This window comes from Pelagibacterium sp. 26DY04, assembly GCF_031202305.1.
Classification (GTDB): Bacteria; Pseudomonadota; Alphaproteobacteria; order Rhizobiales; family Devosiaceae; genus Pelagibacterium.
Map to the genome: position 1 here is coordinate 51,571 of NZ_CP101731.1, position 25,254 is coordinate 76,824.

Annotated in this window: 24 protein-coding genes and 1 tRNA gene; 17 read left to right on the forward strand and 8 right to left on the reverse strand. The window is 63.7% G+C overall.

Annotated features, from left to right (window positions below; genetic code table 11):
- Positions 1 to 54: 54 nt before the first annotated feature.
- Positions 55 to 1,083 (forward strand): tryptophan--tRNA ligase, encoded by a 1,029-nt coding sequence (gene trpS, locus NO932_RS00255; RefSeq protein ID WP_309209042.1) that lies wholly within the window; start codon positions 55 to 57, stop codon positions 1,081 to 1,083.
- 30 nt (positions 1,084 to 1,113) lie between these two features.
- Here the strand turns inward: trpS and NO932_RS00260 are convergent, their stop codons facing one another.
- Positions 1,114 to 2,262 (reverse strand): FAD-dependent monooxygenase, encoded by a 1,149-nt coding sequence (locus tag NO932_RS00260; protein WP_309209043.1) that lies wholly within the window; start codon positions 2,260 to 2,262, stop codon positions 1,114 to 1,116.
- A gap of 185 nt (positions 2,263 to 2,447) precedes the next feature.
- On the opposite strand from NO932_RS00260, the gene NO932_RS00265 reads away from it, so the two are divergent.
- The 14 genes from NO932_RS00265 (at position 2,448) to NO932_RS00330 (ending at position 13,488) form a co-directional block, all read left to right on the forward strand.
- The gene (locus NO932_RS00265) at positions 2,448 to 3,569 is read left to right on the forward strand and encodes a TerC family protein (RefSeq protein WP_309209044.1); all 1,122 of its coding nucleotides are present in this window, start codon (positions 2,448 to 2,450) and stop codon (positions 3,567 to 3,569) included.
- 9 nt (positions 3,570 to 3,578) lie between these two features.
- On the forward strand, positions 3,579 to 4,547 hold the full coding sequence (locus NO932_RS00270) for a quinone oxidoreductase (RefSeq protein ID WP_309163410.1): 969 nt from the start codon (positions 3,579 to 3,581) through the stop codon (positions 4,545 to 4,547).
- A gap of 17 nt (positions 4,548 to 4,564) precedes the next feature.
- Positions 4,565 to 5,455, forward strand: coding sequence for a DMT family transporter (locus NO932_RS00275; RefSeq protein ID WP_309209045.1), 891 nt, complete (start codon positions 4,565 to 4,567; stop codon positions 5,453 to 5,455).
- Between the two features lie 67 nt (positions 5,456 to 5,522).
- Positions 5,523 to 5,612 (forward strand) — tRNA-Ser (locus NO932_RS00280).
- A gap of 106 nt (positions 5,613 to 5,718) precedes the next feature.
- A complete protein-coding gene (locus tag NO932_RS00285; protein WP_309163408.1) occupies positions 5,719 to 6,213 on the forward strand; it encodes a universal stress protein in 495 nt (164 codons plus the stop codon).
- Between the two features lie 146 nt (positions 6,214 to 6,359).
- The gene (locus NO932_RS00290) at positions 6,360 to 6,926 is read left to right on the forward strand and encodes a NifU family protein (RefSeq protein WP_309209046.1); all 567 of its coding nucleotides are present in this window, start codon (positions 6,360 to 6,362) and stop codon (positions 6,924 to 6,926) included.
- A 90-nt stretch (positions 6,927 to 7,016) separates the two neighbouring features.
- A complete protein-coding gene (tsaB, locus tag NO932_RS00295) occupies positions 7,017 to 7,613 on the forward strand; it encodes a tRNA (adenosine(37)-N6)-threonylcarbamoyltransferase complex dimerization subunit type 1 TsaB (protein WP_309209047.1) in 597 nt (198 codons plus the stop codon).
- A complete protein-coding gene (gene rimI, locus NO932_RS00300) occupies positions 7,610 to 8,089 on the forward strand; it encodes a ribosomal protein S18-alanine N-acetyltransferase (protein WP_309209048.1) in 480 nt (159 codons plus the stop codon). Before tsaB ends, rimI begins: the two co-directional genes overlap by 4 nt.
- Before the next feature lie 41 nt (positions 8,090 to 8,130).
- Positions 8,131 to 8,562 carry a Fur family transcriptional regulator gene (locus tag NO932_RS00305; protein WP_309163404.1) on the forward strand — a complete coding sequence of 144 codons (432 nt, stop codon included), beginning with the start codon at positions 8,131 to 8,133 and terminating at the stop codon, positions 8,560 to 8,562.
- 10 nt (positions 8,563 to 8,572) lie between these two features.
- Complete coding sequence (locus tag NO932_RS00310) at positions 8,573 to 9,376, forward strand: 1-acyl-sn-glycerol-3-phosphate acyltransferase (RefSeq protein ID WP_309209049.1); 804 nt, start codon at positions 8,573 to 8,575, stop codon at positions 9,374 to 9,376.
- 10 nt (positions 9,377 to 9,386) lie between these two features.
- Positions 9,387 to 10,769, forward strand: a complete 1,383-nt coding sequence (gene miaB, locus NO932_RS00315; protein WP_309209051.1) for a tRNA (N6-isopentenyl adenosine(37)-C2)-methylthiotransferase MiaB — start codon at positions 9,387 to 9,389, stop codon at positions 10,767 to 10,769.
- 47 nt (positions 10,770 to 10,816) lie between these two features.
- Positions 10,817 to 11,854 (forward strand): PhoH family protein, encoded by a 1,038-nt coding sequence (locus NO932_RS00320; protein WP_309209052.1) that lies wholly within the window; start codon positions 10,817 to 10,819, stop codon positions 11,852 to 11,854.
- Positions 11,851 to 12,339, forward strand: coding sequence for an rRNA maturation RNase YbeY (ybeY, locus tag NO932_RS00325; protein ID WP_375142798.1), 489 nt, complete (start codon positions 11,851 to 11,853; stop codon positions 12,337 to 12,339). The genes NO932_RS00320 and ybeY overlap by 4 nt, the downstream gene beginning before the upstream one ends.
- A gap of 81 nt (positions 12,340 to 12,420) precedes the next feature.
- Positions 12,421 to 13,488 (forward strand): hemolysin family protein, encoded by a 1,068-nt coding sequence (locus NO932_RS00330; RefSeq protein ID WP_309209053.1) that lies wholly within the window; start codon positions 12,421 to 12,423, stop codon positions 13,486 to 13,488.
- Positions 13,489 to 13,510: 22 nt separating this feature from the next.
- Here the strand turns inward: NO932_RS00330 and NO932_RS00335 are convergent, their stop codons facing one another.
- Together NO932_RS00335 and NO932_RS00340 are read right to left on the reverse strand one after the other, a co-directional pair.
- On the reverse strand, positions 13,511 to 14,062 hold the full coding sequence (locus tag NO932_RS00335; RefSeq protein ID WP_309163397.1) for an ActR/PrrA/RegA family redox response regulator transcription factor: 552 nt from the start codon (positions 14,060 to 14,062) through the stop codon (positions 13,511 to 13,513).
- Between the two features lie 65 nt (positions 14,063 to 14,127).
- Positions 14,128 to 15,486 carry an ActS/PrrB/RegB family redox-sensitive histidine kinase gene (locus tag NO932_RS00340; protein WP_309209054.1) on the reverse strand — a complete coding sequence of 453 codons (1,359 nt, stop codon included), beginning with the start codon at positions 15,484 to 15,486 and terminating at the stop codon, positions 14,128 to 14,130.
- Positions 15,487 to 15,593: 107 nt separating this feature from the next.
- Here NO932_RS00340 and NO932_RS00345 point away from each other — a divergent pair, with 107 nt between their 5' ends.
- Positions 15,594 to 16,034 carry a DUF2852 domain-containing protein gene (locus NO932_RS00345; protein ID WP_309209055.1) on the forward strand — a complete coding sequence of 147 codons (441 nt, stop codon included), beginning with the start codon at positions 15,594 to 15,596 and terminating at the stop codon, positions 16,032 to 16,034.
- Positions 16,035 to 16,253: 219 nt separating this feature from the next.
- A complete protein-coding gene (locus tag NO932_RS00350) occupies positions 16,254 to 16,985 on the forward strand; it encodes a SprT family zinc-dependent metalloprotease (RefSeq protein ID WP_309209056.1) in 732 nt (243 codons plus the stop codon).
- Positions 16,986 to 17,054: 69 nt separating this feature from the next.
- Here NO932_RS00350 and NO932_RS00355 read toward each other — a convergent pair whose 3' ends face one another.
- The 5 genes from NO932_RS00355 to NO932_RS00375 form a co-directional block, all read right to left on the reverse strand.
- On the reverse strand, positions 17,055 to 19,253 hold the full coding sequence (locus tag NO932_RS00355) for a transglycosylase domain-containing protein (RefSeq protein WP_309209057.1): 2,199 nt from the start codon (positions 19,251 to 19,253) through the stop codon (positions 17,055 to 17,057).
- Between the two features lie 210 nt (positions 19,254 to 19,463).
- Positions 19,464 to 21,920 carry a DNA topoisomerase (ATP-hydrolyzing) subunit B gene (gene gyrB / locus NO932_RS00360; protein WP_309209058.1) on the reverse strand — a complete coding sequence of 819 codons (2,457 nt, stop codon included), beginning with the start codon at positions 21,918 to 21,920 and terminating at the stop codon, positions 19,464 to 19,466.
- A 111-nt stretch (positions 21,921 to 22,031) separates the two neighbouring features.
- Positions 22,032 to 23,156 carry a DNA replication/repair protein RecF gene (gene recF, locus NO932_RS00365; RefSeq protein WP_309209059.1) on the reverse strand — a complete coding sequence of 375 codons (1,125 nt, stop codon included), beginning with the start codon at positions 23,154 to 23,156 and terminating at the stop codon, positions 22,032 to 22,034.
- Positions 23,157 to 23,360: 204 nt separating this feature from the next.
- On the reverse strand, positions 23,361 to 24,479 hold the full coding sequence (gene dnaN / locus NO932_RS00370) for a DNA polymerase III subunit beta (protein WP_309209060.1): 1,119 nt from the start codon (positions 24,477 to 24,479) through the stop codon (positions 23,361 to 23,363).
- Between the two features lie 190 nt (positions 24,480 to 24,669).
- Complete coding sequence (locus tag NO932_RS00375) at positions 24,670 to 25,158, reverse strand: N-acetyltransferase (RefSeq protein WP_309209061.1); 489 nt, start codon at positions 25,156 to 25,158, stop codon at positions 24,670 to 24,672.
- Between the last annotated feature and the right edge of the window lie 96 nt (positions 25,159 to 25,254).

Genomic DNA, 25,254 nt, shown 5'->3' on the forward strand with positions numbered 1-25,254 from the left:
CTCGCCTGTGCGACACCCGCTCATCAATGTCATAGAACTCGCAAAGACCTAGCCATGCCTGCCAACAATCGCGTCTTTTCCGGCATCCAGCCCTCGGGCGATCTGCACCTTGGCAATTATCTCGGCGCCATCCGTCGTTTCGTGCCGCTGCAGCAGACCCATGAGTGCCTTTATTGCGTCGTCGATATGCACGCGATCACCGTCTGGCAGGAACCCAACGAGCTGCGCCGTGCCACCCGCGAAGTCGCCGCCGCCTTCATCGCCGCTGGCATCGACCCCAAGACCTCGATCGTCTTCAACCAGTCCCAGGTGGTCCAGCACGCCGAACTGGCCTGGATCTTCAACTGCGTCGCCCGCATCGGCTGGATGAACCGCATGACCCAGTTCAAGGACAAGGCGGGGAAAAATTCCGAAAACGTCTCATTGGGCCTTCTCGCCTACCCCTCGCTGATGGCCGCCGATATCCTGCTCTATAAGGCCGGCTCGGTCCCGGTGGGCGACGATCAGAAGCAGCATCTCGAACTCACCCGCGACATCGCGCAGAAGTTCAACAATGATTACGCCGCCTCCATCGCCGAAAACGGCTTCGATCCGGAATTCTTCCCCATCACCGAGCCGCTGATCGCGGGCCCCGCCACCCGCATCATGAGCCTGCGCGACGGGACGAAAAAGATGAGCAAGTCGGACCCCTCCGACGCCTCGCGCATCTCGCTGCTCGACGATGCCGATGCCATCGCCAAAAAGATCAGACGCGCCACCACCGATCCCGAGCCGCTCCCTTCCGATGTCGAAGGGCTCAAGGGCCGCGCCGAGGCCGACAATCTGGTGGGCATCTATGCGGCGCTGTCGGACAAGACCAAGTCCGAAGTGCTCACCGAATTCGCGGGCGCCGGTTGGGGCACCTTCAAGCCGGCCCTTGCCGACCTCGCCGTCACGGTGCTCGAACCGATCTCGACCGAGATGCGGCGCCTGCTTGCCGATCCGCAAACCATTGATGGCTATCTGCGCGACGGCGCCGAGCGGGCCGGCGTGCTGGCCGAAAAGACAATGAAGCAAGTCCGCGCCATCGTGGGCTTCATCTAAAATGAAAAGGGGGACGTTACGCCCCCTTTTTTATTGTCCCATTCCGAAGGCGATGGCGCGCTTGCGCAGCGCCGGAAACGCCTTGAGGCTCCAAAGCCCGGCGGTGCGGAAAGCCTGCGCCGGCAGGTGCGGGGACAGCAGCGAGCCGAACAGGCCATCCACGAACGCTCCCGTGCGCCCCAGATCCCCCTTGCGGGCCGCGGCATAGCTTTTCGCCACCGCGTCGGCCCAGCCGAAGGCCCCCGGATTGGCTGCCCTGAGGCACAGATCGAGGTCGGCGACGTCGCGCAACCCCAGATTGAGCCCCTGTGCCCCGATGGGGGGAAACGCATGCGCCGATTCCCCCGCCAGCACCGCGCCGTTGCGGCCCGCCGCCTCGACCGAAAGCGAAGACAGCGGAAAAACGAAACTCGGCGTTATAACCCTGATGGCACCGAACAGATGCTGCGACCGTGCGTTGACGGCTTCCTCCAAGCCGTCGGCCCGCGCCGCTTCGAGAATGTCGCGGCGGTCGATCCAGACCAGATTGGCGCGGTTCTCCCCGGCCGGAACCAGCGTGAACGGGCCGTCGCGATAGTGGAACTCGACCGATTCCCCATCCAGCCCACGGTCGATCTCGAGGTCGCACACCAGCGCCGCCTGATCGAATTTGCGCTCCCGCACGCCGATCCCTGCCGCCTTGCGCACGCTGGACCCCTTGCCGTCCGCCCCCACGATGAGGTCGGCGGTCACCTCTTCCCCACTGTCGAGGTTAAGGTGCCAGAGCTCATCGATGCGCCGGGCAGCAGCCAGGCTGGCGGCCTTGAGCTCCAGCCCCGCGCAATCGGCCCCGGCGCGTGCAAAGCTCTCGCCCAGCCGCGCATTGGCAAAGTTCCAGCCAAAGGCCCGGTGGCCGAATTCGGAAGCGGCAAACACCGTTTCGGGCGCCCGCAGCAAGCGGTCGGTAGCATCGATGATCCGGATGCGGGTCAGCGGAAGGCCCAGCGCCTCGGGCTCGCCGATCAGCCCGGCCCTGGTCATGTACTCGACCGAAGGTCCCATCAGAGCCGATGTCCGCCGGTCGGCCGGGGCCTGGGGGGCGATATGGAGGGTCGAAAATCCCGCCTTGGCCGCGGCGACCGCCGATGCCTTGCCGACGAGGCCGCCACCGATAACGGCGACTTGAGTGTGGGTGGCCATGGTTCACCTTTATGCTTGGTCAAGAGATAGGCCGCGGCGCCATCCACCGCAAGCATCGCCGCCCGTTCTGCCGCTTTATTGCCGTTGTTGCCCGCAAGTGTGCGCCGGCAAAAAAGTTCGCGCCGGGGCGGTCGCTAAATATTGTGTGCAGGTGATATCCTGCGTCTCAACCTTAGGGGCAGCGCATGATTGATTTTCTCTTCGAACCGGCCTTCTGGGCCAGCCTCGCCCTGCTGATCGGCATGGAAGTGGCCTTGGGCGCCGACAATGTGGTTTTCATTTCAACCATCGCCGCCAAGCTTCCGCCGGAGCACCGGCAGCGCACCCTGCGGATCGGCCTGGTCATGGCCGCCATTTTCCGCCTGCTGCTTCTGGCGGGCATCGTCTGGGTTCTGGGGTTGCAGCGCACGGCATTCACCATCGGCGCCTGGGCGCCGAGCTGGCGCGAGCTCATTCTTTTGGGCGGCGGCCTGTTCCTTGTCTATAAGGCTGTGAGCGAGCTTCACCTTCTCGTCGAACATCCCGCCCAAAGGCCGGAAGCCACCGGCACCGCGATCTCGGACAGCCCCACCCTGGCCGTCATCCAGATCGTTCTGATCAATGCGGTGTTTTCCGTCGATTCCATCATCACTGCCATCGGCCTTACCAGCTATGTCCAGGCCATGGCCGCCGCAGTCGTGATCTCGATCGCCATCCTCTATTTCGCCGCGGAAGTGGTCGGCAGGCTGATCGAGCGGCACCCTTCGATCAAGGCGCTGGCGCTGGGCTTCCTGCTTCTGGTCGGCGCCGTCCTGGTTGCCGATGGCCTGGGCTTTGAGGTCGTGCGTCCATACCTCTATGGCGCCATGGGCTTCGGCGTCGCCGTTCTGCTGGTGGTCAAGCTGGTCCATCGCCGGACGTGGGAAAGCCCGGCGGTGGCCGCGCCGGCGGCTGCCACGGTGGCCGATCGGGCCGAACCCACGCTCGAGCCGGTCGTCCCCGAGCCGCAACACCGCGATGAACCCCCGCTCGAGCCCGCCGCCTCGGCTGAACCGCCCCAGATCGAACCCGAACCGGTCGAACTGCCTGAGGAGGTGCAGCCATCCGAGGCGGTCGAGCCCGAACCCGGCGAGCCGGAAGTGCCCGAGCCTGCCGAACCCCAGGCCGTTGCCGAGATCGAGCCGGTGCAGGAGGCCGAAGATGGAGAAATGCCTGATGACGAAGAGGGGGTTGGCGAAGAACGCGCCACCGTGCAAAAGTCCCGCCGTAAACGACCCATCCTTCGGCGCAGACCCCCAAGGCTGCGTACAGCCAGAAGAAGAGAGTAGGCAAGATCCATGAAAGCTGTTGTCGTCGATCAGTTTGGCGGGCCAGAGGCCCTCGATTTCCGGGACGCGGAAGTGGGGCAGCCCGGTTCGGGTGAAATCCTCGTCCGTCACCACGCGATCGGCGTCAACTTCATCGATACCTATCACCGCACCGGGCTTTATCCCAACCCGCTGCCGCTGATCCCCGGTTCGGAAGGCGCGGGCGAGGTTCTGGCCGTGGGGGCGGGCGTCTCCGAGTTCAAGCCCGGCGACCGCATCGCCTATCAGGGGACGCTCGGCTCCTATTGCCAGGAACGCGTCATGCCCGCCGCCAAAGCGGTGCTTTTGCCCGATTCCATCGATTACGAAACGGCGGCGGCCATCATGCTCAAGGGGCTGACGGCATACTACCTGCTGTTCCTGACCTGGCCGGTGCGGGCCGGCGAAACCATCCTCTTTCACGCAGCGGCCGGCGGCATGGGGCTGATTGCCTGCCAATGGGCCAAATCCATCGGCGCGCGGGTCATCGGCACCGCCGGCAGCCCCGAAAAGGTCGAACTGGCGCTCAAAAATGGCTGCGACACGGTCATCAACTATTCGCAAGAGGATTTCGCCCAGCGGGTGCGTGAGCTGACCAATAACAAGGGCGTCGATGTCGTCTATGACGGGGTTGGGCAGGCCACCTTCGAAAAATCGCTCGATTGCCTGCGCCCCATGGGGCTGATGGTCAGCTATGGCAATGCCACCGGCCCGGTGTCGGTCCCCGATCTGGGCATTCTCGCCCGCAAGGGTTCGCTGTTCGTCACCCGGCCGACAGGCGCTCACTATTTTGCCGACCGCTCGGCACTTTTGGCTGGCGCGAAGGCCCTGTTCGCGGCCGTCGAATCCGGCGCGGTCAAGCCCCATATCGGCCAGCGCTTCGCGCTGTCCGAAGCAGCCGAGGCCCATCGGGCGCTCGAAGGGCGCAAGACGGTGGGCTCGACCATCCTCCTGCCATGACCGCCGGATAGCCCAACGTGACACGCGCAACGCTGATCGGGTTCGCCGCCATTTTAATGTGGTCGCTTCTGGCGCTGTTTTCGAGCCTGTCGGGAGCGGTACCGCCCTTTCTGCTCTGCGCGTTTTCCTTTGCCATCGCAACGCTCGTCGGGCTGGTCGCCACCGGGCGCCGCCAGCCGGACGCCACCCCGGCACGCATTCCACTTATGGCCTGGATCGTGGGAATCGGCGGGCTGTTCGGCTATCATTTCTTCTATTTCTCCGCCGTCCGCAGCGCGCCGGTGATCGAGGCCAACCTCATCAACTATCTCTGGCCGCTGCTTATCGTTCTCGGCTCGGCACTGATGCCGGGCGAGGGATTGCGCTGGCACCATATCGTGGGGGCCTTGCTCGGGCTCCTGGGCACGGTCCTTATCGTCTCGGACGGGGGGCGCTTTGCCTTCGATGCGCAATATTTCGCCGGCTACGGCCTGGGCGTGCTCGCGGCACTGACCTGGGCGAGCTATTCGCTGATTTCGCGGCGCTTTGCCGCCGTGCCCACGCGCATGGTGAGCTGGTATTGTGCGGCGGCAGCGGTGCTTTCGCTCGTCTGCCATCTGGCCTTGGAACAAACGGTGATGCCGGCGGACGCCGTTCAATGGCTCGCCGTCCTGGGCATGGGGCTCATGCCGGTGGGCGGCGCGTTCTTTGTGTGGGATTACGGCGTCAAGCATGGCAACATCCAGGTCCTGGGCGCGGCAGGCTATGCCGCCCCGCTTCTTTCCACCCTGCTGCTCATCGCCTTCGGCATCGACACCCTCACCGTCCCCATCGCCATCGCGTGCCTGCTGATCACCGCCGGCGCCGCCCTGGCGTCCAAGGACATGATCGCGCCCAAACCCAAGCCGGCTCCCGCCGCGCTCTCCTGATCCACTGGACACCGCCCCGCCGAAACGCTAAATGCAGGCGACGGCCAGTCCTTTTCGGGTGCCCATCGGGTGGGTGGCAGAGTGGTTGATTGCACCGGTCTTGAAAACCGGCGGGCGTGAGAGCGTCTCGGGAGTTCGAATCTCCCCCCACCCGCCAATTTTGGTGCTCCGGCCGCTTTTTTCCGAGCTTTTGAGAGATGGCTTGCGCATAAAAAGCGCAGGTGGCAGCATGCACCGCCCTAAAAAAGCGACGGACGCTCCGCTTGACCGATATCCAGTCCCAGGGCGACGACGAATACAAACGCAAATTCCTCGTCGTCGTCGATGAAAGCCCCGAATGCGCCAAGGCGGTCACCTTTGCCGCCCTGCGCGTGCGCCGCACCGGCGGCGTCGTCGTCCTACTTTCGGTAATCGAATCGGACAATTTCCAGCACTGGCTCGGCGTCGAGGAAGTGATGCGCGCCGAGGCCTATGAGGCGACCCAGGCCCTCCAGGCCCGCCACGCCGCGTCCATCGCCGCATATGGTTCGATCAAGGTCGAACGGGTGATCCGCGAGGGGAAAAAGACCGAACAGGTCGAAGCCCAGATCGCCGAGGATCCGGCCATCGCCATTCTGGTGCTCGCCGCCGCCGATTCATCGGAAGGTCCCGGCCCCCTCGTCGCATCGATCGCCGCGCGCGGCGCCAACGCCTTCCGCGTGCCGGTGACGGTGGTTCCGGGCACCATTTCGGACGCCGATCTGGCCGCTTTGTGCTAAATTTCGCACAAGAGTGTCGGCAAGAGTGTCGGCAAGAGCCGGATAGACCCGTCGATCACGCGCATATTCCCCTTGCAGAACCCCTCTGCTCCGCCTATTTTAGAGCCAACTTGGAATGGTTCTAAAAAGCCTTGAGAGGCGACAACATGTTCATTCAGACCGAAGCGACCCCCAATCCGGCGACGCTCAAATTCCTTCCCGGCCGCGAGGTTCTGCCCGGCGAGCCGCGCGATTTCCGCGACGTGGACACCGCCCGCATCTCCCCGCTCGCCTCGGCCCTGTTCTCGGTCGACGGCGTTGCCGGCGTTTTCCTGGGATCCGATTTCGTTTCGGTCACCAAGGACGAAGCCATTGACTGGGCTCACATAAAGCCCGCCATCCTCGGCGTGGTCATGGAGCATTTCATGGCCGGAAAACCCGTCCTCGCCGAGAGCGCCGCGTTCGAACCGGTCGTTGATGGCGATGAATTCTTCGACGAGGAAGACACCGAAACCGTCGAGGTCATCAAGGAACTCCTCGCCACCCGCGTCCGCCCCGCTGTCGCCATGGATGGCGGCGACATCACCTTCAAGGGCTACAAGGAAGGCACGGTATTCCTGCACATGCAGGGCGCCTGCTCGGGCTGTCCTTCCTCGACCGCAACGCTCAAATCGGGCATCGAAAACCTCCTGCGCCACTTCGTTCCCGGCGTGGAACAAGTCCAGCAGATATAGGCGTTCCAACCAGTTAGGCCTCACGCCTTGAAAGCCCCGCAAGCGCGAACCGCTTGCGGGGCTTTGTATTTCAGCCTATCGACTTGATCCATGACAACGCCGGTTACCCTTGCCATCGATACCGCCCGCGAGCGCCTGCAGCTCGCGCTGATCCTGGCCGATGGCACCGCCGACACCGAGATTCGCGACATCGCCAAGGGGCACGCTGAAATCATCTTTCCGGCCATCGATGCTCTTCTGGCGCGCCATGGCCTAGCTTACAAGGATCTCCAGCGCATCGGGGTTTCCACGGGACCTGGCTCGTTCACCGGCCTTCGGATCGGGCTCTCGGCCGCTCGCGGCTTGGGCGTTGCGCTCGATATTGCCGTCATCGGTATTCCCTCGCTTGTCGCCCTCTCGCTCTCGCGGCCGGGGCCGAGCGAGTTGATCGTCGATGCCAGGCGCGACCAGGCCTATCGCCAGCGCTTCTCGGGGCCCGGCAGGCCTTTGGGGGCGCCCGAACTTACCGATCTCGCTCAAAGCCTGGAAGTCGCCGCCCGCACCGCGCCGGACGATCCGACCATAAACATCGTTCTTTTGGCCCGGTTCGCCGCGAGCGCCGATCCTGCCGCGTTTCCACCCGATCCCACCTATATCCGGCCCGCCGATGCCAAGCCGCAGACCAGGGCCCAGGTGGCGCGGCAATGAATCTCTGGCTCGCCCCCTCCGGCCTCCACATCGCCCGAGGCGAGGTCCGCGATGCCCCTGCCCTTGCCAGATTGCATGCGGGGGGCTTCTATCGCGGCTGGCCCACCACCGATTTCGAAGCCTACCTCGCCGATCCCGCGACCACGCCGGCCTATGTCGCGGTCGATGCCAAACGCACCGTTTTCGGCTTTGCCATACTGCGGCTCGCCGAGGACGAAAGCGAGCTTTTGACCATCGCCGTCGATCCCAAGAAACGCGGCAAGGGGCTGGGCCGGGCGCTGCTTTCGGCGGCCTTTGCCGACCTTGCCATGAGCCCGGTCAGAACCATATTTCTCGAAGTCGACGAAACCAATGCTTCGGCCATCGCGCTTTATCGCCGCTTCGGCTTTGCCGAGATCGGCAAGCGCAAGGGCTATTATCCCAAGCCCGACGGCAGCGCCGCTACCGCCCTTGTCATGCGCGCGCCGATCGGCTAACCCCGACCTCACAGCAAGAACAGATGCGCAAAGGTGCGCCAATGGGGACCCAGCCCGAAGCGACGCTTGAAGAGCAATGCGTGGCGCGCAACATGCGCATGACCGAGCAGCGCCGCGTCATCGCCCGCGTGCTCGAAGCGGCATCCGACCACCCCGATGTGGAAGAACTCTACCGCCGCGCCGCCGCGATCGATCCCAGGATTTCACTCTCGACGGTCTACCGCACCGTCAATCTTTTCGAGGAAGCCGGGCTTGTCACCAAGCACGATTTCAAGGACGGCCGCGCCCGCTTCGAGCAGATTCCCGACGAACATCACGACCATCTGATCGATATCCGCTCGGGCAAGGTCATCGAGTTCCGCAACGAGGAAATCGAGGCCATTCAGGAAGTGATCGCCAAAAAGCTCGGCTATAAGCTCGTCGACCATCGGCTGGAGCTTTATGCCATCCCGCTCGAGGACAAGACGTCCTGAGTCGCCCTTCATGGTCCAGCGCCTGCTGTTTTTGGGGTTGGTTGTTCTGCCCTTCATCCTGATCGGGCTGCCGGTTCAGTTTCTGATCCTCTGGGCCAATCTGCCCGGCTGGCGGGTTCTGCCGCTGGTTTTCTTCAAGCTTTTGGCGTTTGGGCTCGGCTTGCGGGTTCAGGTCGCCGGCATGCCGGTCCGAAACGGCCCCGTGCTGCTGGTCGCCAATCACATCGGCTGGCTCGATATCGTAGCGGTGGCGTCGAAATTCCCGGTGAGCTTCGTCGCCAAATCCGAAATCGCCCGCTGGCCGATCGTTGGGTTCATGGCTAGATTGCAAAAAACCATCTTTGTTGACCGCAAGCGCCGCACCGATACCGGCCGCACGGCGCGCGAGATGAGCGGACGCATTGTCGAGGGAACCTCGGTCCTGCTTTTTGCCGAGGGCACCTCCGATATCGGCACCCACGTTCTCCCCTTCCGTTCGGCCCTGATGGGCGCGGCGAGCGCCGCCATGGCCGAGGGAGCGGACAAGCCGGTGATGATCCAGCCTCTCGCTATTGCCTATACCGCTATCTCCGGCCTTCCGCTCTCGCGCAACGAACGGCGCCAGGTCGCCTGGATCGGGGACATGGATATCGCCGACAATTTGGGCGCGATCCTGTCCTCGGGCCCCAAGGATGTGACCCTTGCCCTGGGTGCTCCCCTTCCCGCCAATGGGGACCGCAAAGCAATGGCCAAGGCGGCAGAAATGGAGGTGCGGCAAATGCTCAACGCGCTCAATCGCGGTCAACCTTTGCCAAGCGCCCGGACTTTGGTGTAAACCGGCGCCCATGAGCGAAAACCAGCACCTGCCCAACGCCAAGAAGGTCTTCATCAAGACCTATGGCTGCCAGATGAACGTCTATGACAGCGACCGGATGACCGACGCGCTGGCGCCGCACGGCTATACGCCGACGAGCGACATGGGCGAGGCCGATCTGGTGCTCTTGAACACCTGCCACATCCGCGAAAAGGCGGCCGAAAAGGTTTATTCCGAACTCGGCCGCATCCGCGATTTCCGCAATGAACGCGGACCCGACGCCAAGAAGATGCTGATCGGCGTGGCCGGCTGCGTGGCGCAGGCCGAAGGCGAGGAGATCATGGCGCGCGCACCGGCGGTGGATCTGGTGTTCGGCCCTCAATCCTACCATCGCCTGCCCGAACTGGTGGCCAAGGCGCAGACCGCCCGCGTGGTCGATACCGAGTTCCCCCAAGAAGACAAGTTTGCTCACCTGCCGGCGCCCAAAAAGGAAGTGACCATTTCGCGCGGGCTCACCGCCTTCCTGACGGTGCAGGAAGGGTGCGACAAGTTCTGCTCGTTCTGCGTCGTGCCCTATACGCGCGGCGCCGAGGTTTCGCGCCCCGTGGCGCAGGTGCTCGCCGAGGCACGCGCGCTGGCCGAGGCGGGCGTGCGCGAGGTGACGCTTCTGGGGCAGAACGTCAACGCCTATCACGGGCTGGACGGCAATGGCCGCCCGGTGAGCCTTGGCGCGCTCTGTCATATGTTGGCCGAGATCGATGGGCTGGAGCGTATCCGCTACACCACTTCCCATCCGCGCGACATGGATGACGAACTGATCGCCGCCCATCGCGATCTCGATAAGCTCATGCCCTATCTGCACCTGCCGGTGCAGTCGGGGTCCGACGCCATTCTCAAGGCCATGAACCGCCGGCATACGGCTGCCGAATATCTCGAGCTCATCGACCGCATCCGCGAGGCGCGCCCCGATATGGCGCTTTCGGGCGATTTCATCGTTGGCTTCCCCGGCGAAACCGATGCCGATTTCCAGGCGACTGTAGAGATCGTCCAAAAGGCCGGCTATGCCTCTGCTTTTTCGTTCAAATATTCCACCCGCCCCGGCACGCCGGGCGCCGAAATGGACAACCAGATCGAAGAACACGTCAAAGCCGAGCGGCTGGAAATCCTTCAGGCCGAGATCACCCGCCAGTCCCAGGCTTTCAACGCCGGCTGCGTGGGGCTGACCCTGCCAGTGCTGATCGAAAAGCCGGGCCGCAACCCCGGCCAGGTCGCAGGCCGCTCGCCTTATCTGCAGGCCGTCCACATCGCCGCCGACAAGGGCCTGATCGGGCAAATCCTGCCGGTCGAGATCGTCGGACAGGCGAAAAATTCGCTCGAAGGCAGAATTGTCACAGCGAACGCGATGGCGGTCTGATACGTTGATGCCGGTAAGAATCGCATGATGCCTTGGAGCCATCGCGTTTGACACGGAATTTGCGGTCGCAATCCGACCAGTCCGCCGCCGCCCATCTCGAACTGGCGTTCGAAGACAATCGGCTCGTCTCTCAACTTTACGGCGAATTCGACCAGAACCTGGCGTTGATCGAGCAGCGTCTGGGTGTCGAAGCCAATTCGCGCGGCAATCACGTGATGCTGCGCGGCGGCGCCAACGCCATCGATCAGGCACGCCGGGCGCTGGAGTCGCTCTACGACATGCTCGAAGAGGGCAAGCATGTGGGGGTGGGTGACGTAGATGGCGTCATCCGCATGGTCCAGTCCGAGGACAACCAGCTTTCCCTGCCCACGCTCGAGAAAAAGGGCAAGGTGCGCATGGCGCAGATCGCCACGCGCAAGGCGACCATCGTGGCCCGCAATCCGGCTCAGGACGGCTATATCCGCGCCATGGACCGGTTCGAGCTGGTGTTCGGCGTTGGCCCGGCGGGCACCGGCAAGACCTATCTGGCTGTCGCCCACGCGGCAACGCTGCTCGAACGCGGCGAGATTTCGCGCATCATCCTTTCGCGTCCCGCCGTGGAAGCCGGCGAGCGGCTGGGCTTTCTGCCCGGCGACCTTAAAGAAAAGGTCGATCCCTATCTGCGCCCACTCTATGACGCGCTTTACGACATGATGCAGCCCGAAGTGGTCGAACGCTGCCTTGCCGCCGGCACCATCGAGGTGGCCCCGCTCGCCTTCATGCGCGGGCGCACGCTCTCGAACGCCGCGGTGATCCTCGATGAAGCGCAGAACACCACATCGATGCAGATGAAGATGTTCCTGACCCGCCTGGGTGAAAATTCAAAAATGATCGTGACGGGCGACCCCACCCAGGTCGACCTGCCGCGCGGGGAAAAATCGGGACTGGTCGAGGCGCTGCATCTGCTTTCGGACGTCGAAGGCATCCATGTCACGCGGTTTTCCGACAAGGACGTGGTCCGGCACGCGCTGGTTGCCCGCATCGTGCGCGCCTATGAAGGGGCCACCGGCAAGGACCCTTCGGCTGACGGAAAGCTCGACGTTTGACCGCCCAGCTCACCGTCGAGATCGCCATCGAGAACGGCGATTGGCCAGAGGGTCTGCAACCGATCGCCGAGAGGGCCCTTGTAGCGGCGCTCGAACACTCCGGCTATGCGGTGGACGGGCCGTGCGAAATCAGCGTGCTTTTGACCGACGATGCCAGCCAGCGCATGCTCAACCGCGAGTGGCGCGGCAAGGACAAGCCGACAAACGTGCTGTCTTTCCCCGCCCTCGATGCTGACGATCCGCTCGAAGGTCTTCTGGGTGACATATCCCTGGCCTATGAAACGCTGGTTCGGGAAGCTGCGGAGCTCGAAAAGCCTTTCGAGCATCATTTCGCCCACCTTCTGGTGCACGGGATGCTTCACGTTTTGGGCTATGACCATCTTTCCGAGGAAGAGGCCCTTGCCATGGAGGCAAGAGAAACCGATATTATGGGGCTGTTGGGCTATCCCGACCCTTATGACGGTCAGGTCCTCGTGGACGATTGACCGGGAGCCGAAGGCTCCACTTGCGCAACAAGATACGGAGTGCCGACGGTTGGCCCCATAGGATTGGCCACCGCACCCCAGATGACCGACAGCGATCAATCTAGCGCCGCGGCGCGCCGGCCGCATCGCCCACAGGGCGACAATTCACAGTCAAGCGAAAAGAAGCCCTCCTTCTGGGAGAAGATCCTCGCCTTCATGCCGATTCGTTCGGTATCCCTGCGCAGCGATCTCCAGGAAGCGCTGGAGGCTCCCTATCAGGATGAGGAAGGGTTCTCCGCGTCCGAGCGGACGATCCTGCAGAACGTCCTCAAGCTGGGGGACATGCGGGTCGAGGACGTGATGGTCCCCCGCTCCGACATCGAGGCCGTCGAGATCGACGTCAATGTCGGCTATGTCATCGAACGGTTCCGGCAGGTGGGGCATTCCCGCATGCCCGTTTATGAGGACAGCCTCGACAAGGTCGTGGGCATGATCCACATCAAGGACGTGGTCGAAAAGGTAACCGAACCGGCCAAGCCCGCCACCGGCAGCGGGACGAACGGCAGCGGATCGTCCAGCCCGGTGCGGTTCGTTTCGCCCGCCCTAAAGCATCGGATTGGCAAGGTCGAGGACCTTGTCCGAAAGGTGCTGTTCGTTCCCCCGTCCATGCCAGTGATCGATCTTTTGACCTCCATGCAGGCGACCCACATCCACATGGCGGTGGTGATCGACGAATATGGCGGCACCGACGGGCTGGCGACCATCGAGGATCTGCTCGAGGCCGTCGTCGGCGATATCGAGGACGAGCACGACGAGGAGGAAGGCCAGATGATCCGGGCCTTGAACGAGGACGTGTTCATCGTCGACGCCCGCGCCGAACTCGACGACCTGATCGCGGCGATCGAGGATTTCGATCCCGGCCATTACGGCGACGAGGTCGATACCGTGGGCGGGCTGATCTTTGCCTTGGCCGGCCGGGTGCCGGCGCGCGGCGAGATCGTTTCCAAGCTCAAGGGCTTCGATTTCGAGATCACCCGCTCCGATGTCCGAAGGGTCAAGCAGGTGCGCATTTCGCGCAAGCGCCGCAAACAGCCGCTGATGATCACCGGCCCGGAAACGGTGGCACTGCCCACCACCGAAACAAGCAACAACCATCAGGCGGCCGAATAGGCCGCCTTTCTTTTGGATGGGATTATCGCGGGGCGCGCTTGGCGAGGATGCGCTGCAGCGTGCGCCGGTGCATGTTGAGCCGGCGGGCGGTTTCCGAGACATTGCGGTCGCAAAGCTCGTAAACGCGCTGGATATGCTCCCAGCGCACCCGATCGGCGGACATGGGATTGTCGGGGGGCTCGGGCTTGGTTTCCTCATTGGCCAGCAAAGCCTTGACGATATCGTCGGCATCGGCGGGCTTGGCAAGATAGTCGACGGCCCCGAGCTTGACCGCGGTGACCGCGGTGGCGATGTTGCCATAGCCGGTCAGCACGACGGCGCGGGCATCGACCCGGCTTTCATGCAGGGCCTTGACCACTTCGAGCCCGTTGCCGTCCTCGAGCCTTAGATCCACCACAGCAAAGGCCGGAGGATGCGCTTTGACGGCGGCAAGTCCGCCGGCCACCGTATCGGCGATGGTGACGGTAAAGCCGCGTTTTTCCATGGCGCGCTCGAGCCGGGTCAGAAACGGCTTGTCGTCATCGACCAGAAGCAGCGTGCGCTCGGTTTCGGGAAGGTCTGCAATGTCGGTCATGGCCTTGATCCTCTCGCCTCCCGGTTATGAACAATTGTGTCGGTTTCGTCAAAGCAAACGGGGACTTAAACGCTCCGCGCCAGCGCATCGCGAGGCCAACTGATCTCGACACAGGCGTGCCCGCTCGCCTTGGCGTTGTAAAACCGCAGCGTGGCTCCGGTTCGCTCCAGCAGGGTCTTGGCGATGAATACGCCCAGTCCCAGCCCTCCGGCACCGTCGGGATTGCGTGGATCGTCGCGGTCGCGGGTCCTTGTGGTTAGATAGGGTTCCCCGAGCCGGCTTAAAAGGTCGGGCGGAAAGCCCGGCCCGTCATCGGTGATGGCGATCATCACCCGTCGTCCGTCCCACACGGCGCGGATGGTCACCTCGACCCTGGCAAATTGCACGGCGTTCTCGATGAGGTTTCCGAGCCCGTAAAGCAGCGCCACATTGCGGGCGATCACCGGCTCGTCCTCCTGGGCGAGGGACTGGGCAAGCGTTATCCCCTTGCCTTCCATGGCGGCCGGAGCCTCGTGCACCTTGGCAAGTTCGGCGACGATATCCGAGAGCGTGGCGGTATCGAAAAGGTCCGAGCCCGACGGGCGCAGATTGCGCAATTTTCCCAGGATGGCTCGGCAGCGCGCCACCTGGTCCATGATGAGGTCGAGGTCTTCGGCCAGTTCCCCCTCGCCATGGTCACGGCGGATTTCCTTGGCGGCCAGCGCGATCGTTGCCAGCGGCGTTCCCAATTCGTGCGCCGTCGCCGCCGCCAGCCCGTCGAGGGCTGAAAGTTGCTGCTGACGGGAAAGGGCAAGCTCGGTGATGGTGAGCGCGTCGACGAGCTGGCGCGCTTCATGGGCTACCTTGTTGGTATAACCGGCAACGAACGCCACAGCGCATAGGATCGCCACCCAAACGCCGGTCAGATAGATGCGCGGCGGCTGAAAAGCGCTCCCCGCCTCCCAGGGCAGGGGCAGGTGAAACAGCGCCAGCGCACTGGCAATGGCGGCGACCAGGCAGCCGAGCCAGATGGTTTCGCGCGTCGCCAGCGTCGAAGCGGAAACGGAAACGGGGGCAAGAAGCAGAATGGCGAAGGGATTACCCAGCCCGCCGGTCAGATAGAGCAGCCCGCCAAGCTGCAGGCTATCATAGGCCAATTGCAGGAAGGCCAGCCGGGTCGACGGCCTGTGCCCCGGCCCGTAGCGGATCAAAAGCCCAGCGTTGAGCAGAACCGACAGCCCGATAAGAACCAGGCAGGCGCCCAGAGGAAGCTGATAGCCGAGCCCGTATCGGGCGAAAACCACCGAGATCAACTGTCCGGAAATGGCCAGCCAACGCAGCAGAACCAGGGTTTCGAGCCGCATGGGATTGGCGCTGCGGGGCGGGGTGGCGGCGGTTTCTATGGCGTCGGTCATATAATTTTGCTGCTTGTGGTCGCGATCCATGGGGACTCTATAGCAGATTTCAAGACACAGAAATTTTTGTCGCCGGTCTTGATGCGCCCCGATGGAACCCCAGATTCGAAGTCGTTCGAGACTGGAGAGACCGCAACATGAACACCGCAATGATCAAACCTGCATGGTCGCCGCTCACCATCGCCCTGATGGTGCTTGGCTTCATCATCTTCTGGCCCTTGGGCATGGCTGTCCTCGCCTACATTCTTTGGGGCGAATATTTCGGCGGCAGCCGCGAAAAGGCCGAGAGCTGGATCGCCAACCAGAAGCACAGCTTCAAGTCGCGCGGCGGCTGCGGCCATCGTGGCTATCACCGCTCGGCGACCGGCAACGCCGCGTTCGACGAGTACCGCGACGAGCAGCTCAAGCGCCTTGAAGAAGAACGCCGCAAGCTCGATGAGGATCGGGCTGCCTTCGAGGAATACCTAGCCAACCTGCACAAGGCCCGCGACCGCGAAGAGTTCGACCGCTTCATGCGCGACCGCAACGCCAACCGTCCCAGCGAAGGCGGTGAAGGCGACGAGCGCCAGGGCTACTAAAGCCTCCAGCCGCCGGCTTAAGGCCGGCGGCACAGAGTTCTTCCCCCTCGGCTTCGGGATGTGTTCCCCTCCCTTGATCCCGTAGCCGCGCCTTGGGTCCCCTCCGCCCAAGGCACCTCTCCTGAAGCGGCCGGCGGCTTTCCGCCGCGCCGCTTCTTTTTTGCTTCCTTCGGCCCCATAATAGGGCGATTGCCGAATCGCCGAAAAGACGAGTCATCGATGGTGCTCAAAGGCCTGCTCGGCCGCTCCATTCCCCCATCCACCCAGATCATGATCGACGCCGACCCGGTGACGGTAAGCGTCAGGGTCAATGCCCGCGCCCGCGCGTACCGGCTCTCGGTCAGCCCGCGTGGCGAACCGGTCCTCACGGTGCCGCGCGCCGGGCGCTGGGGTGAGGCGCAGGCTTTTTTGGAACGCAATCGCGGTTGGCTGGCCAACCGGCTGGCAAAATGCGCCACCCCCTATGCCATCCTGCCCGGTGGCAGTGTGCCCTTGCGCGGTACGCCGCACAGGCTCGTGAGCCTTGCCGCGCTCAGGGGATTGGTAGAGGTCGTCGATGGCGCGGCCGGCCCCGAATTGCACGTCCCCGGCGGAGCGGATCATATGCGCCGGCGGCTCGTCGATTGGCTCAAATCCCAGGCTCGGGGTGATCTCGAAGCCGCTTGCGCCCGACACGCCGCAACCCTCGGGGTTGCGGTGGCCGGCATTACCATGCGCGATCAATCCACCCGCTGGGGCTCGTGCTCATCGGCAAGAACGCTCAATTTCAATTGGCGGCTGATCCTGGCGCCCGATTTCGTGCTCGACTATGTGGCGGCCCACGAAGTGGCTCATATCGTTGAGATGAACCACAGCCCGGCCTTCTGGCGCACCGTCGCGCGTACCCTTCCCGACTACGCCCGCGGCCAGGCCTGGCTCAAGGCCAATGGATCGGCATTGATGGCGCTTTAGGGTTGTCTGATCGCGAAACAAAAAGGCCGCACTCAAAAGAGTGCGGCCTTTGCTTTGGGAAAGATCTCGTCAGCCGAAGAGACCGTCGAGCAGGGTTCCGATGCCGTCGTCGGGCTGGACCGGCACCGGTTGGGGCGCCGGCTGGACGGGCTGCTGCTGCACCTGCAACGGCACCTGACCGCTCGGCATTTGCGCGGGCATCTGGCCCGGCTGCTGGGCCGGCTGTCCGTCCAGCGGAGGCTGGATCTGATCGAGGGTCACCGGCTGGCCCGTCGCCGGAACGCCATCCTGCACCGGGGCGGCGACCCGATCCTGCAGCCGCACGTAATTGCCCGGAAGGTCTGCAACCGGAAGGCCCTCATGAGCCTGGGTCATGATATCGCGCCAGATCTGGGCCGGAACCTGACCGCCATAAACGCTTGTCGCGGAATCATCGTCATTGCCGAGCCAGACGCCGCCAACGAAATTGGCCGTGTACCCCACGAACAGCGCGTCGCGATTGCGCTGCGAGGTGCCTGTCTTACCTGCCATCGGCCAATTACCGAGCGCTGCCCGGGTTCCCGTTCCCGCCTGGATGCCAGTGCGGAGCATATCGTTCATCATCCCCACCTGCTCGTCGGTCAGAATCCGGCCCGGTCCGGACGGGGTTTCCTCATAGAGAACCTCGCCGTCGGTGGTGGTGATGCGGGTGATGACGTTGGGAATAGCTCCGTAGCCGCCATTAGCGAAGGGCACGTAGGCGTTGGTCAGCTCGAGAAGCGAAACCTCCTGGGTGCCCAAGGCAATTGCCGGCACGGCTTGGAAATTGGAAGAAAAACCGAGCCGATAAGCGGTTTCGACGACGTTTTCCGGACCGATGGCGATCGCCAGGCGTGCCGCGACCGTATTGATCGAATAGGCGAGCGCATCGCGCAGTAGCACGGGCCCGATATAGCGGCCATTCGAGTTTTCCGGTGACCAGCCATTATAGTCGAGCGGCTCGTCAACCATCAGCGTGTCGGGCGTATACCCCTGCTGCAGGGCCGCGAGATAGACCACGGGCTTGAAGGCGGAGCCCGGTTGCCGGCGCGCGGTGACGGCGCGGTTGTAGGAACTGGCGCTGTAATCGACCCCGCCCACCAGGGCCCTGACACGCCCTTCGGTGTCCATGGCCACGAACGCCGCCTGGGAGAAGTCGAGACTCTCGCCCTGCTCGGCCACTGCTTCCTTGATCACGAATTCGGCGTGCTTTTGCAGCTCCCAGTCAAGCGTGGTGGAAACCACCACGTCCTCGTTCACCTCGCCCAGATAGTCGTTCATGAGCGATTCCACCCAGTCGGCAACGTAATATTCGGTGCCGGCCACACGCTGCGTGGTGATCTGGGCGTCCATGTTGGCCGCGGCCGCTTCGGCCTGTTCCTGGGTGATGAAGCCCGAGCGCACCATATTGGCGAGCGCCAATTGCTGGCGCTCCCGGGCCCGGTCCGGGTGCGTCTTGGGATTGTAATAGCTCGGCGCGGGCAGAATACCGGCCAGCATGGCGGCCTGGCCAAGCGAGAGGTTGCGCGCCGAAATGCCGAAATAGGTCTGCGCCGCCGCTTCGATACCGGTCGCGCCCGAGCCGAAATGCACCCGATTGAGATAAAGTTCGAGAATCTGATCCTTGGTGTAGTTCTGTTCGAGCCACACCGCCAGCAACGCCTCCTGCACCTTGCGCCCGAGCGTCTGGTCGGGAGTCAAAAACAGGTTCTTGGCCACCTGCTGGGTGATGGTGGAGGCGCCGCGCGTGAATTCCCCGGCCCGCGCGGATTCGATGAGAACCGAGGTGAGCCCGATCGGATCGACGCCGAAATGGCTGTAGAAGCGCCGGTCTTCGCTGGCGATCACCGCCTGGCCCACATAGGCAGGAAGCTCGCTGATCGAAACCGCCTCGCCGCCGGTCTGGCCGCGATTGGTGAGGAGCTGCCCGTTGGAAGCGAGAACGCGGATGTTGGGAGGACGCTGGGGAACCTCCCAGGTCGCCGACGAACCCAGATCCCGTCCGTAATAGACGACGATGCCGGCAACCGCGATGCCGCCGATCAGCAGCATGGTGAAGCAGAAATAAGCGAGCCCGACGATGAACTTCATCCCGCCCGAGCGCTTCTTTTTCACCTTGCGCGACTTGGGGCGCCGTGGTCCCGAACCTCTGGGCGGCTTTGCCGCTCCGGACGCGGCGCGTGCGCTCGCCCTGGGCTTGCGCTGCGCGCCGGTGTCGACGCGATCATCGGGGGAAAGGCGAAGATCCATCAGCGGTCACTTTCGGCCATCGAGGAAAAGCTGGAGACGGGCGGAACAGGCCTTCGTCCGTCTCGGCCTAACGCTATCGCGGCCAATTGTGGCCGGTTTATGTGGGTTTGCCCACTCTTACCGGCGGTTGTGGCCGCGCTACAACACCTATTTTGCCCCTGCCGGGCGCCTCAAGCAATTGTGTCTAGAGCCGGCGGTTAACGTCCTCGATCAAATGTCGAGGTTGGAAACCGCCAGCGCATTGTCCTGGATGAAATCGCGCCGCGGCTCGACCAGATCGCCCATCAATTGGGTGAAGATCGAATCTGCGTCGTCGGTTTCCTTGATCTGGACCTGCAGCAGGGTGCGCGCATTGGGATCCATGGTGGTCTCCCAGAGTTGCTCGGCGTTCATTTCGCCCAGCCCTTTATAGCGCTGCATTGAGACGCCCTTGCCGCCCGCGGCCATGACGATGGAAAACAGCGACCGCGGACCGTAAACCTCGTGGGTTTGCTCCTTGCGCGTGAGCACCGGCACGCCGCCATAGATCTCGTCGAGCTTGCCAGCCAGATTGCGCAATTTGCGCGCATCGGCCGAGCCGAGCAGCGCGGCATCAAGGATGTGGGTCTCGGTCACCCCGCGCACGACGCGCGAGAAGACATAGCCGCCTTCCCCGTCCAGCCGGCCTTCCCAGGTGCGCTCGGTCTCGTCCGACATGCGGTTGAGCCGGTTGGCGACCCGGTCGGCCAGCGATTGCGCGGCTTCGGGATTTTCCATGGCCTGCGGGTCGAGCGCGCCCACCACGGCGGCCTGTTCAATCATCTGGCGATTGTAGCGCGCGTTCTGGTTCTCGATCAGATGGTGAAGATCGCGCGCCTGCTCGACGATTCCGAGCAGATCGCCGCCGGCATGGGTCGATCCGGCGCGCGTTGTCAGTACCGCGTCCTCGCTGCCGCCGGAAAGCAGATAGTCCTCCCGAGCCCGCTCGTCCTTGAGATATTGCTCCGAACGCCCTCGAGTCACCTTATAGAGCGGGGGCTGGGCGATGTAGATGTGCCCGCGCTCGATCAATTCGGGCGTCTGGCGGTAAAAGAACGTCAAGAGCAGCGTACGGATGTGGGCGCCGTCGACGTCGGCGTCGGTCATGATGATGATCTTGTGGTAGCGGAGCTTGTCGGGATTGAATTCCTCGCGCCCGATGCCGGTGCCCAATGCCGTGATCAGCGTCCCCACCTGATCGGACGAGATCATCCGGTCGAACCGGGCGCGCTCGACGTTCAGGATCTTGCCGCGCAGCGGCAGCACCGCCTGGGTCGCACGATCGCGGCCCTGCTTGGCCGAACCGCCGGCCGAATCGCCCTCGACGATAAAGATTTCCGCCTTGGCCGGATCGCGCTCCTGGCAGTCGGCGAGTTTTCCAGGCAGCGAGGAGATTTCCAGCGCCGATTTGCGACGGGTCAATTCCCGCGCCTTGCGCGCCGCCTCGCGTGCCGCGGCGGCCTCGGCAACCTTGGTGACGATGGCTTTGGCTTCGGACGGATGTTCCTCGAACCATTGGTTGAGCTTGTCGTTGACGACGTTTTCAACCACGGGCCGGACTTCCGAGGACACCAGCTTGTCCTTGGTCTGGGACGAGAATTTGGGGTCGGGGACCTTGACCGACAGCACGCAGGTCAGCCCCTCACGAGTGTCGTCGCCGGTCAGCGCCACTTTTTCGCGCTTCAAAACCCCTGACTGGTCGGCATAGGAGGTCACCTGCCGCGTCAGCGCGCCGCGCAGGCCCGCAAGGTGGGTGCCGCCGTCGCGCTGGGGGATGTTGTTGGTAAAGCACAGGACGTTTTCGTGGTAGCTGTCGTTCCACCACAGCGCCACTTCCACGGTGATCCCGTCCTTTTCCGAAGAGAGGGAAATAGGGTTGTCGAGCAGGGCGGATTTGTTCTTGTCGAGATATTTGACGAAGGCTTCCAGCCCGCCTTCATACATCATGTCGGTCTCGACGACTTCCGGATGCCGGTTGTCGCGCAGGATGATGTGAACGCCGGAATTCAAGAACGCCAGCTCGCGCAGGCGGTGCTCGAGCGTCTTGTAGTCGAACTCGACCATGGTGAAGGTCTCGCTCGAGGGCATGAAGGTGATTTCGGTGCCCGAGCGACCGTCATAGACGCCGGGCTGCTTGTCCTCGACATAGTCGCCCACCTTCTCGAGCGGTGCGTCGGCCACCCCATGGGTGAAGCTCATGGTGAAGATGCCGCCGTCGCGGCGGATCTTCATTTTCAACCACACCGAAAGCGCGTTCACCACCGAGACGCCCACGCCGTGCAAACCGCCGGAAACCTTATAGGAATTCTGGTCGAATTTGCCGCCCGCATGGAGCTGGGTCATGATCACTTCGGCTGCCGAGATCCCCTCTTCCTTATGGATTCCCGTGGGAATGCCGCGCCCGTTGTCGATGACGGTCACCGACCCGTCGGCATTGAGCGTCACCGTGACGAGATCGGCGTGGCCGGCCAGGGCCTCGTCGATGGCGTTGTCGACCACCTCGTAGACCATGTGGTGCAGGCCGGTGCCGTCGTCGGTGTCCCCGATATACATGCCCGGGCGTTTCCGGACTGCGTCCAGGCCCTTGAGAACCTTGATCGAATCCGCGCCATAGTCTGCGTTGGAGGGGGTCGGGGGCGTATCGCTCATGAAGACAGAATCAGCCTTGTTGGAGGTTAATTTGTTGTATCTGATTGGGGGCATATTCCCAAGCAGTTTGCCGTATTTACAGCCCGTGTTGCCGGTATTGAGGGCTGCTGTTCAAGAGGCGGACCGCACGGCGCCGCCCGCGACGGTGAAATGCTGGGCCCGCGCGCCCAGATCGGCAAACAGCACCGGATCGGTTCCGGTCATCCAGCACTGGGTGCCCAGCCGATCGAGCGCGTCGAACAGGGCGCGGCGTCTCACCGGGTCGAGATGGGCGGCGATTTCGTCGAGCAGCAGGATAGGGGCAATTCCGGTCCGTTGCGCCACCAGCCGGGCATGAACCAGGATCAGCCCGATCAGCAGCGCCTTTTGTTCGCCGGTCGAGCACAGCCCCGCCGGCATGGCCTTGGGCGCATGGGTGACATCGAGATCGATGCGGTGTGGTCCAGATGTAGTGCGTCCGGCCGCCCGATCAAGGGCGCGGCTGTCGCGCCAGAGCCCGGCCAGCGCCGCTTCCAGCCCGCTCGCGGTCTGGGGAATTTCGCTCTCGATCAACGGGGTGATGGCGAGCAGCGCCTCGGGAAACCCGGTATCGGCGACGCTGGTCGCCATCAATGCCTGCAGATGATCGAGCGAATCGGCGCGCGCGAAATGAATGGCGCTGGCCAGTTCGGCCATCTGCGCCTCGATGGCCGAGAGCCAGGCGGGATCGCCATTGTCCTCGAGCAGCCGGTTGCGCTGGCGCATGGCCTTTTCGAAATCGTTGACAGCGCTCGAATGACCTGGATGGAGCGTCGTCACCAGCCGGTCGAGAAAGCGCCGCCGCTCGCCGGCCGGGCCGGTGAACAGTCCATCCATCGACGGGGTGAGCCAGAGCACGCGCAGGTGTTCGCTCATCTCCTCGACGCTTCTGGCATTGGCGCCATTGATCCGCACGCGCCGGGCGCTCGCATCCTGGCTGGTGCCCGTGCCGATATCGACCGGCCCGAACGGGGTCTCGACGCTCGCCGCCACGGCCCAGGGGCCGTCTCCGCCCACGGTTCCCAGGGCGTCGAACGCTGCCCGCCGCAACCCGCGTCCAGGCGCCAGGAGCGAAATGGCTTCGATGAGATTGGTTTTCCCCGCCCCGTTTTCGCCCGTGAGCACCACATGGCGATGATCGAGATCGAGCGCGGCCGAGGCATAGTTGCGAAAGCCGGTGAGGCGCAGGCGGGAGATGTAGCGCTCTGTGTCAGCCATCGGAGATCGACCTGATCCGGTTGCGCTCCTTGCAAGCGCCGCCACCCCTCATCCGAACCGGCTTCGCCGGCCCACCTTCTCCCTCAAGGGGAGAAGGGCAGCCCCTGGCAGCGTAGCCGCAAGAATTGAAACATTTGCCAAAAAAGGCCCTCTTCCACCCATGAGGGGGTGAGCGGTGCGCCGTGGTCACCGAGGCCCGTGCCGTCACACCCGCATCGGCATCAGGACGAACAGGGCCTGGGTGTCGCCCTCTTCCTTGACCAGGGTCGGGGACCCCGCGTCGTTGAACAGGAACATCGCGTTTTCCGAGCGGATCTGGGAGATGATTTCAAGCAGATAGCGGGCGTTGAAGCCGATCTCGAAACTCTCGATCTCGAAATCGACGGGCAGCTCTTCATTGGCCGTGCCGTGATCGGGATTGGTGACCGAAAGCTCGAGCTGGCCGGGGGTGAGGGAAAGTTTCACCGCCTTGCCGCCGCGTTCGGACGCGATGGTCGAGACGCGATCGACGGCGCGGGCCAGGGAATCGCGGTCGACCAGCAGCGCCTTGTCGTTGTTCTTGGGCGTCACCCGCTCGTAATCGGGGAAGCTGCCTTCGATGAGCTTGGAGAGCAGCACCACCCCGCCCAGGGTAAAGCGGATCTTGGTGTCGGACAGCTCGACCGCGACCGTTTCTTCGACCCCGTCGAGGAGCTTGAGCACCTCGGCCACCGTCTTGCGCGGGATGATGATGCCCGGCATGCCGGCAGCGCCCTGGGGCGCGGCCGCTTCGACGCGCGCCAGCCGGTGGCCGTCGGTCGCCACCGCCCGCATCACCACCCCATCGGGGCCATCGACGGTGTGAACGAAAATGCCGTTGAGATAGTAGCGCGTCTCTTCGTTGGAGATCGCGAACTGGGTCCGCTCGATCAGGTCCTTGAGCGTTTCGACGGGAATGGAGAATGTGTGGGTGAAGGCCCCGGATTTGAGATCAGGGAAGCCGTCGGGATTGAGGCAGGCCAGATGAAAGCGCGACCGGCCCGACGAGATCAGCATCTGATCGTTGCCGTCGGTCTCGAGCACCACGTCGGCGCCATCGGAGAGCTTGCGCACGATTTCATAGAGCGTATGGGCCGGCACCGTGGTGGTTCCCGGCGTTCCGGTCATGGCCGGAACGGTTTCGGTCACTTCGATGTCGAGGTCGGTGGCCCGCAGGTCCAGCCCGTCGCCAGTCGCGCTCATGAGCACGTTGGCGAGGATGGGATAGGTGTTGCGTCGCTCGACGACCCGGTGCACGTGCCCCAGCGATTTCAGAAGATGGTTGCGCTCGAGCGTGACCTTCATCGCTTGTCTTTCATCCCTGATCTTTATTGTCTGGTTCGCCCCGCCCAGAACGGGCGGTTCCCGGCATAAAGCCGGGCACAGACCCTGCATCGGCGGGGGAAAAAACGCAAGGCCCCAGCCTGTCGCAGCGGCGCCCGGGGCCAAGAAAACCTTGGATAGCCCGCGTCCATGAGCCGACGGCGTCCCGGCCCTACAGCGCCCTGAACATCACATAGCTGTCGACATATCCATGTGCAGGGTGATCGAAGGCTTCCGGCAGCACGCCGACGATCTCGAACCCCAGCGACTGCCACAGCGCGACGGCGCGGGTGTTGGTCGAAACCACGTGATTGAACTGCATGGCGCGAAAGCCGCGCTCGGCGGCCCTCTCGAGCGAATGCCGGCACATGGCGCGCGCGACACCCTTCCCTTGCGCCTGCCCGGCGGTGATATAGCCGCAATTGGCCACATGGGCGCCCCCGCCGCCCTGATTGGCCATCAGGTAATAGGTTCCGAGGATCGCGCCCTCGTCTTCGGCGACAAAGACTTCATGGCGCGGATCGAACCAATAGGCGGCAACGCCAGCCTCATCGAGGTCGCGGGCCATGGCATAGGTTTCGCCCGCCGCCAGCACGGAAGCGACGATCGCAACAATTGCGGGCGTGTCGGCCTGGGCGGCGGGGCGGATGCGAACCGTCATGGCTGCCTGTTGTCGAGGGGATCGGGAGAGTCGCTGAGGCTTGCAAGGCATCGCCCCAAAAGGCCGGCCGGGCCTTTGGGGGCTGCGTGGCGAACG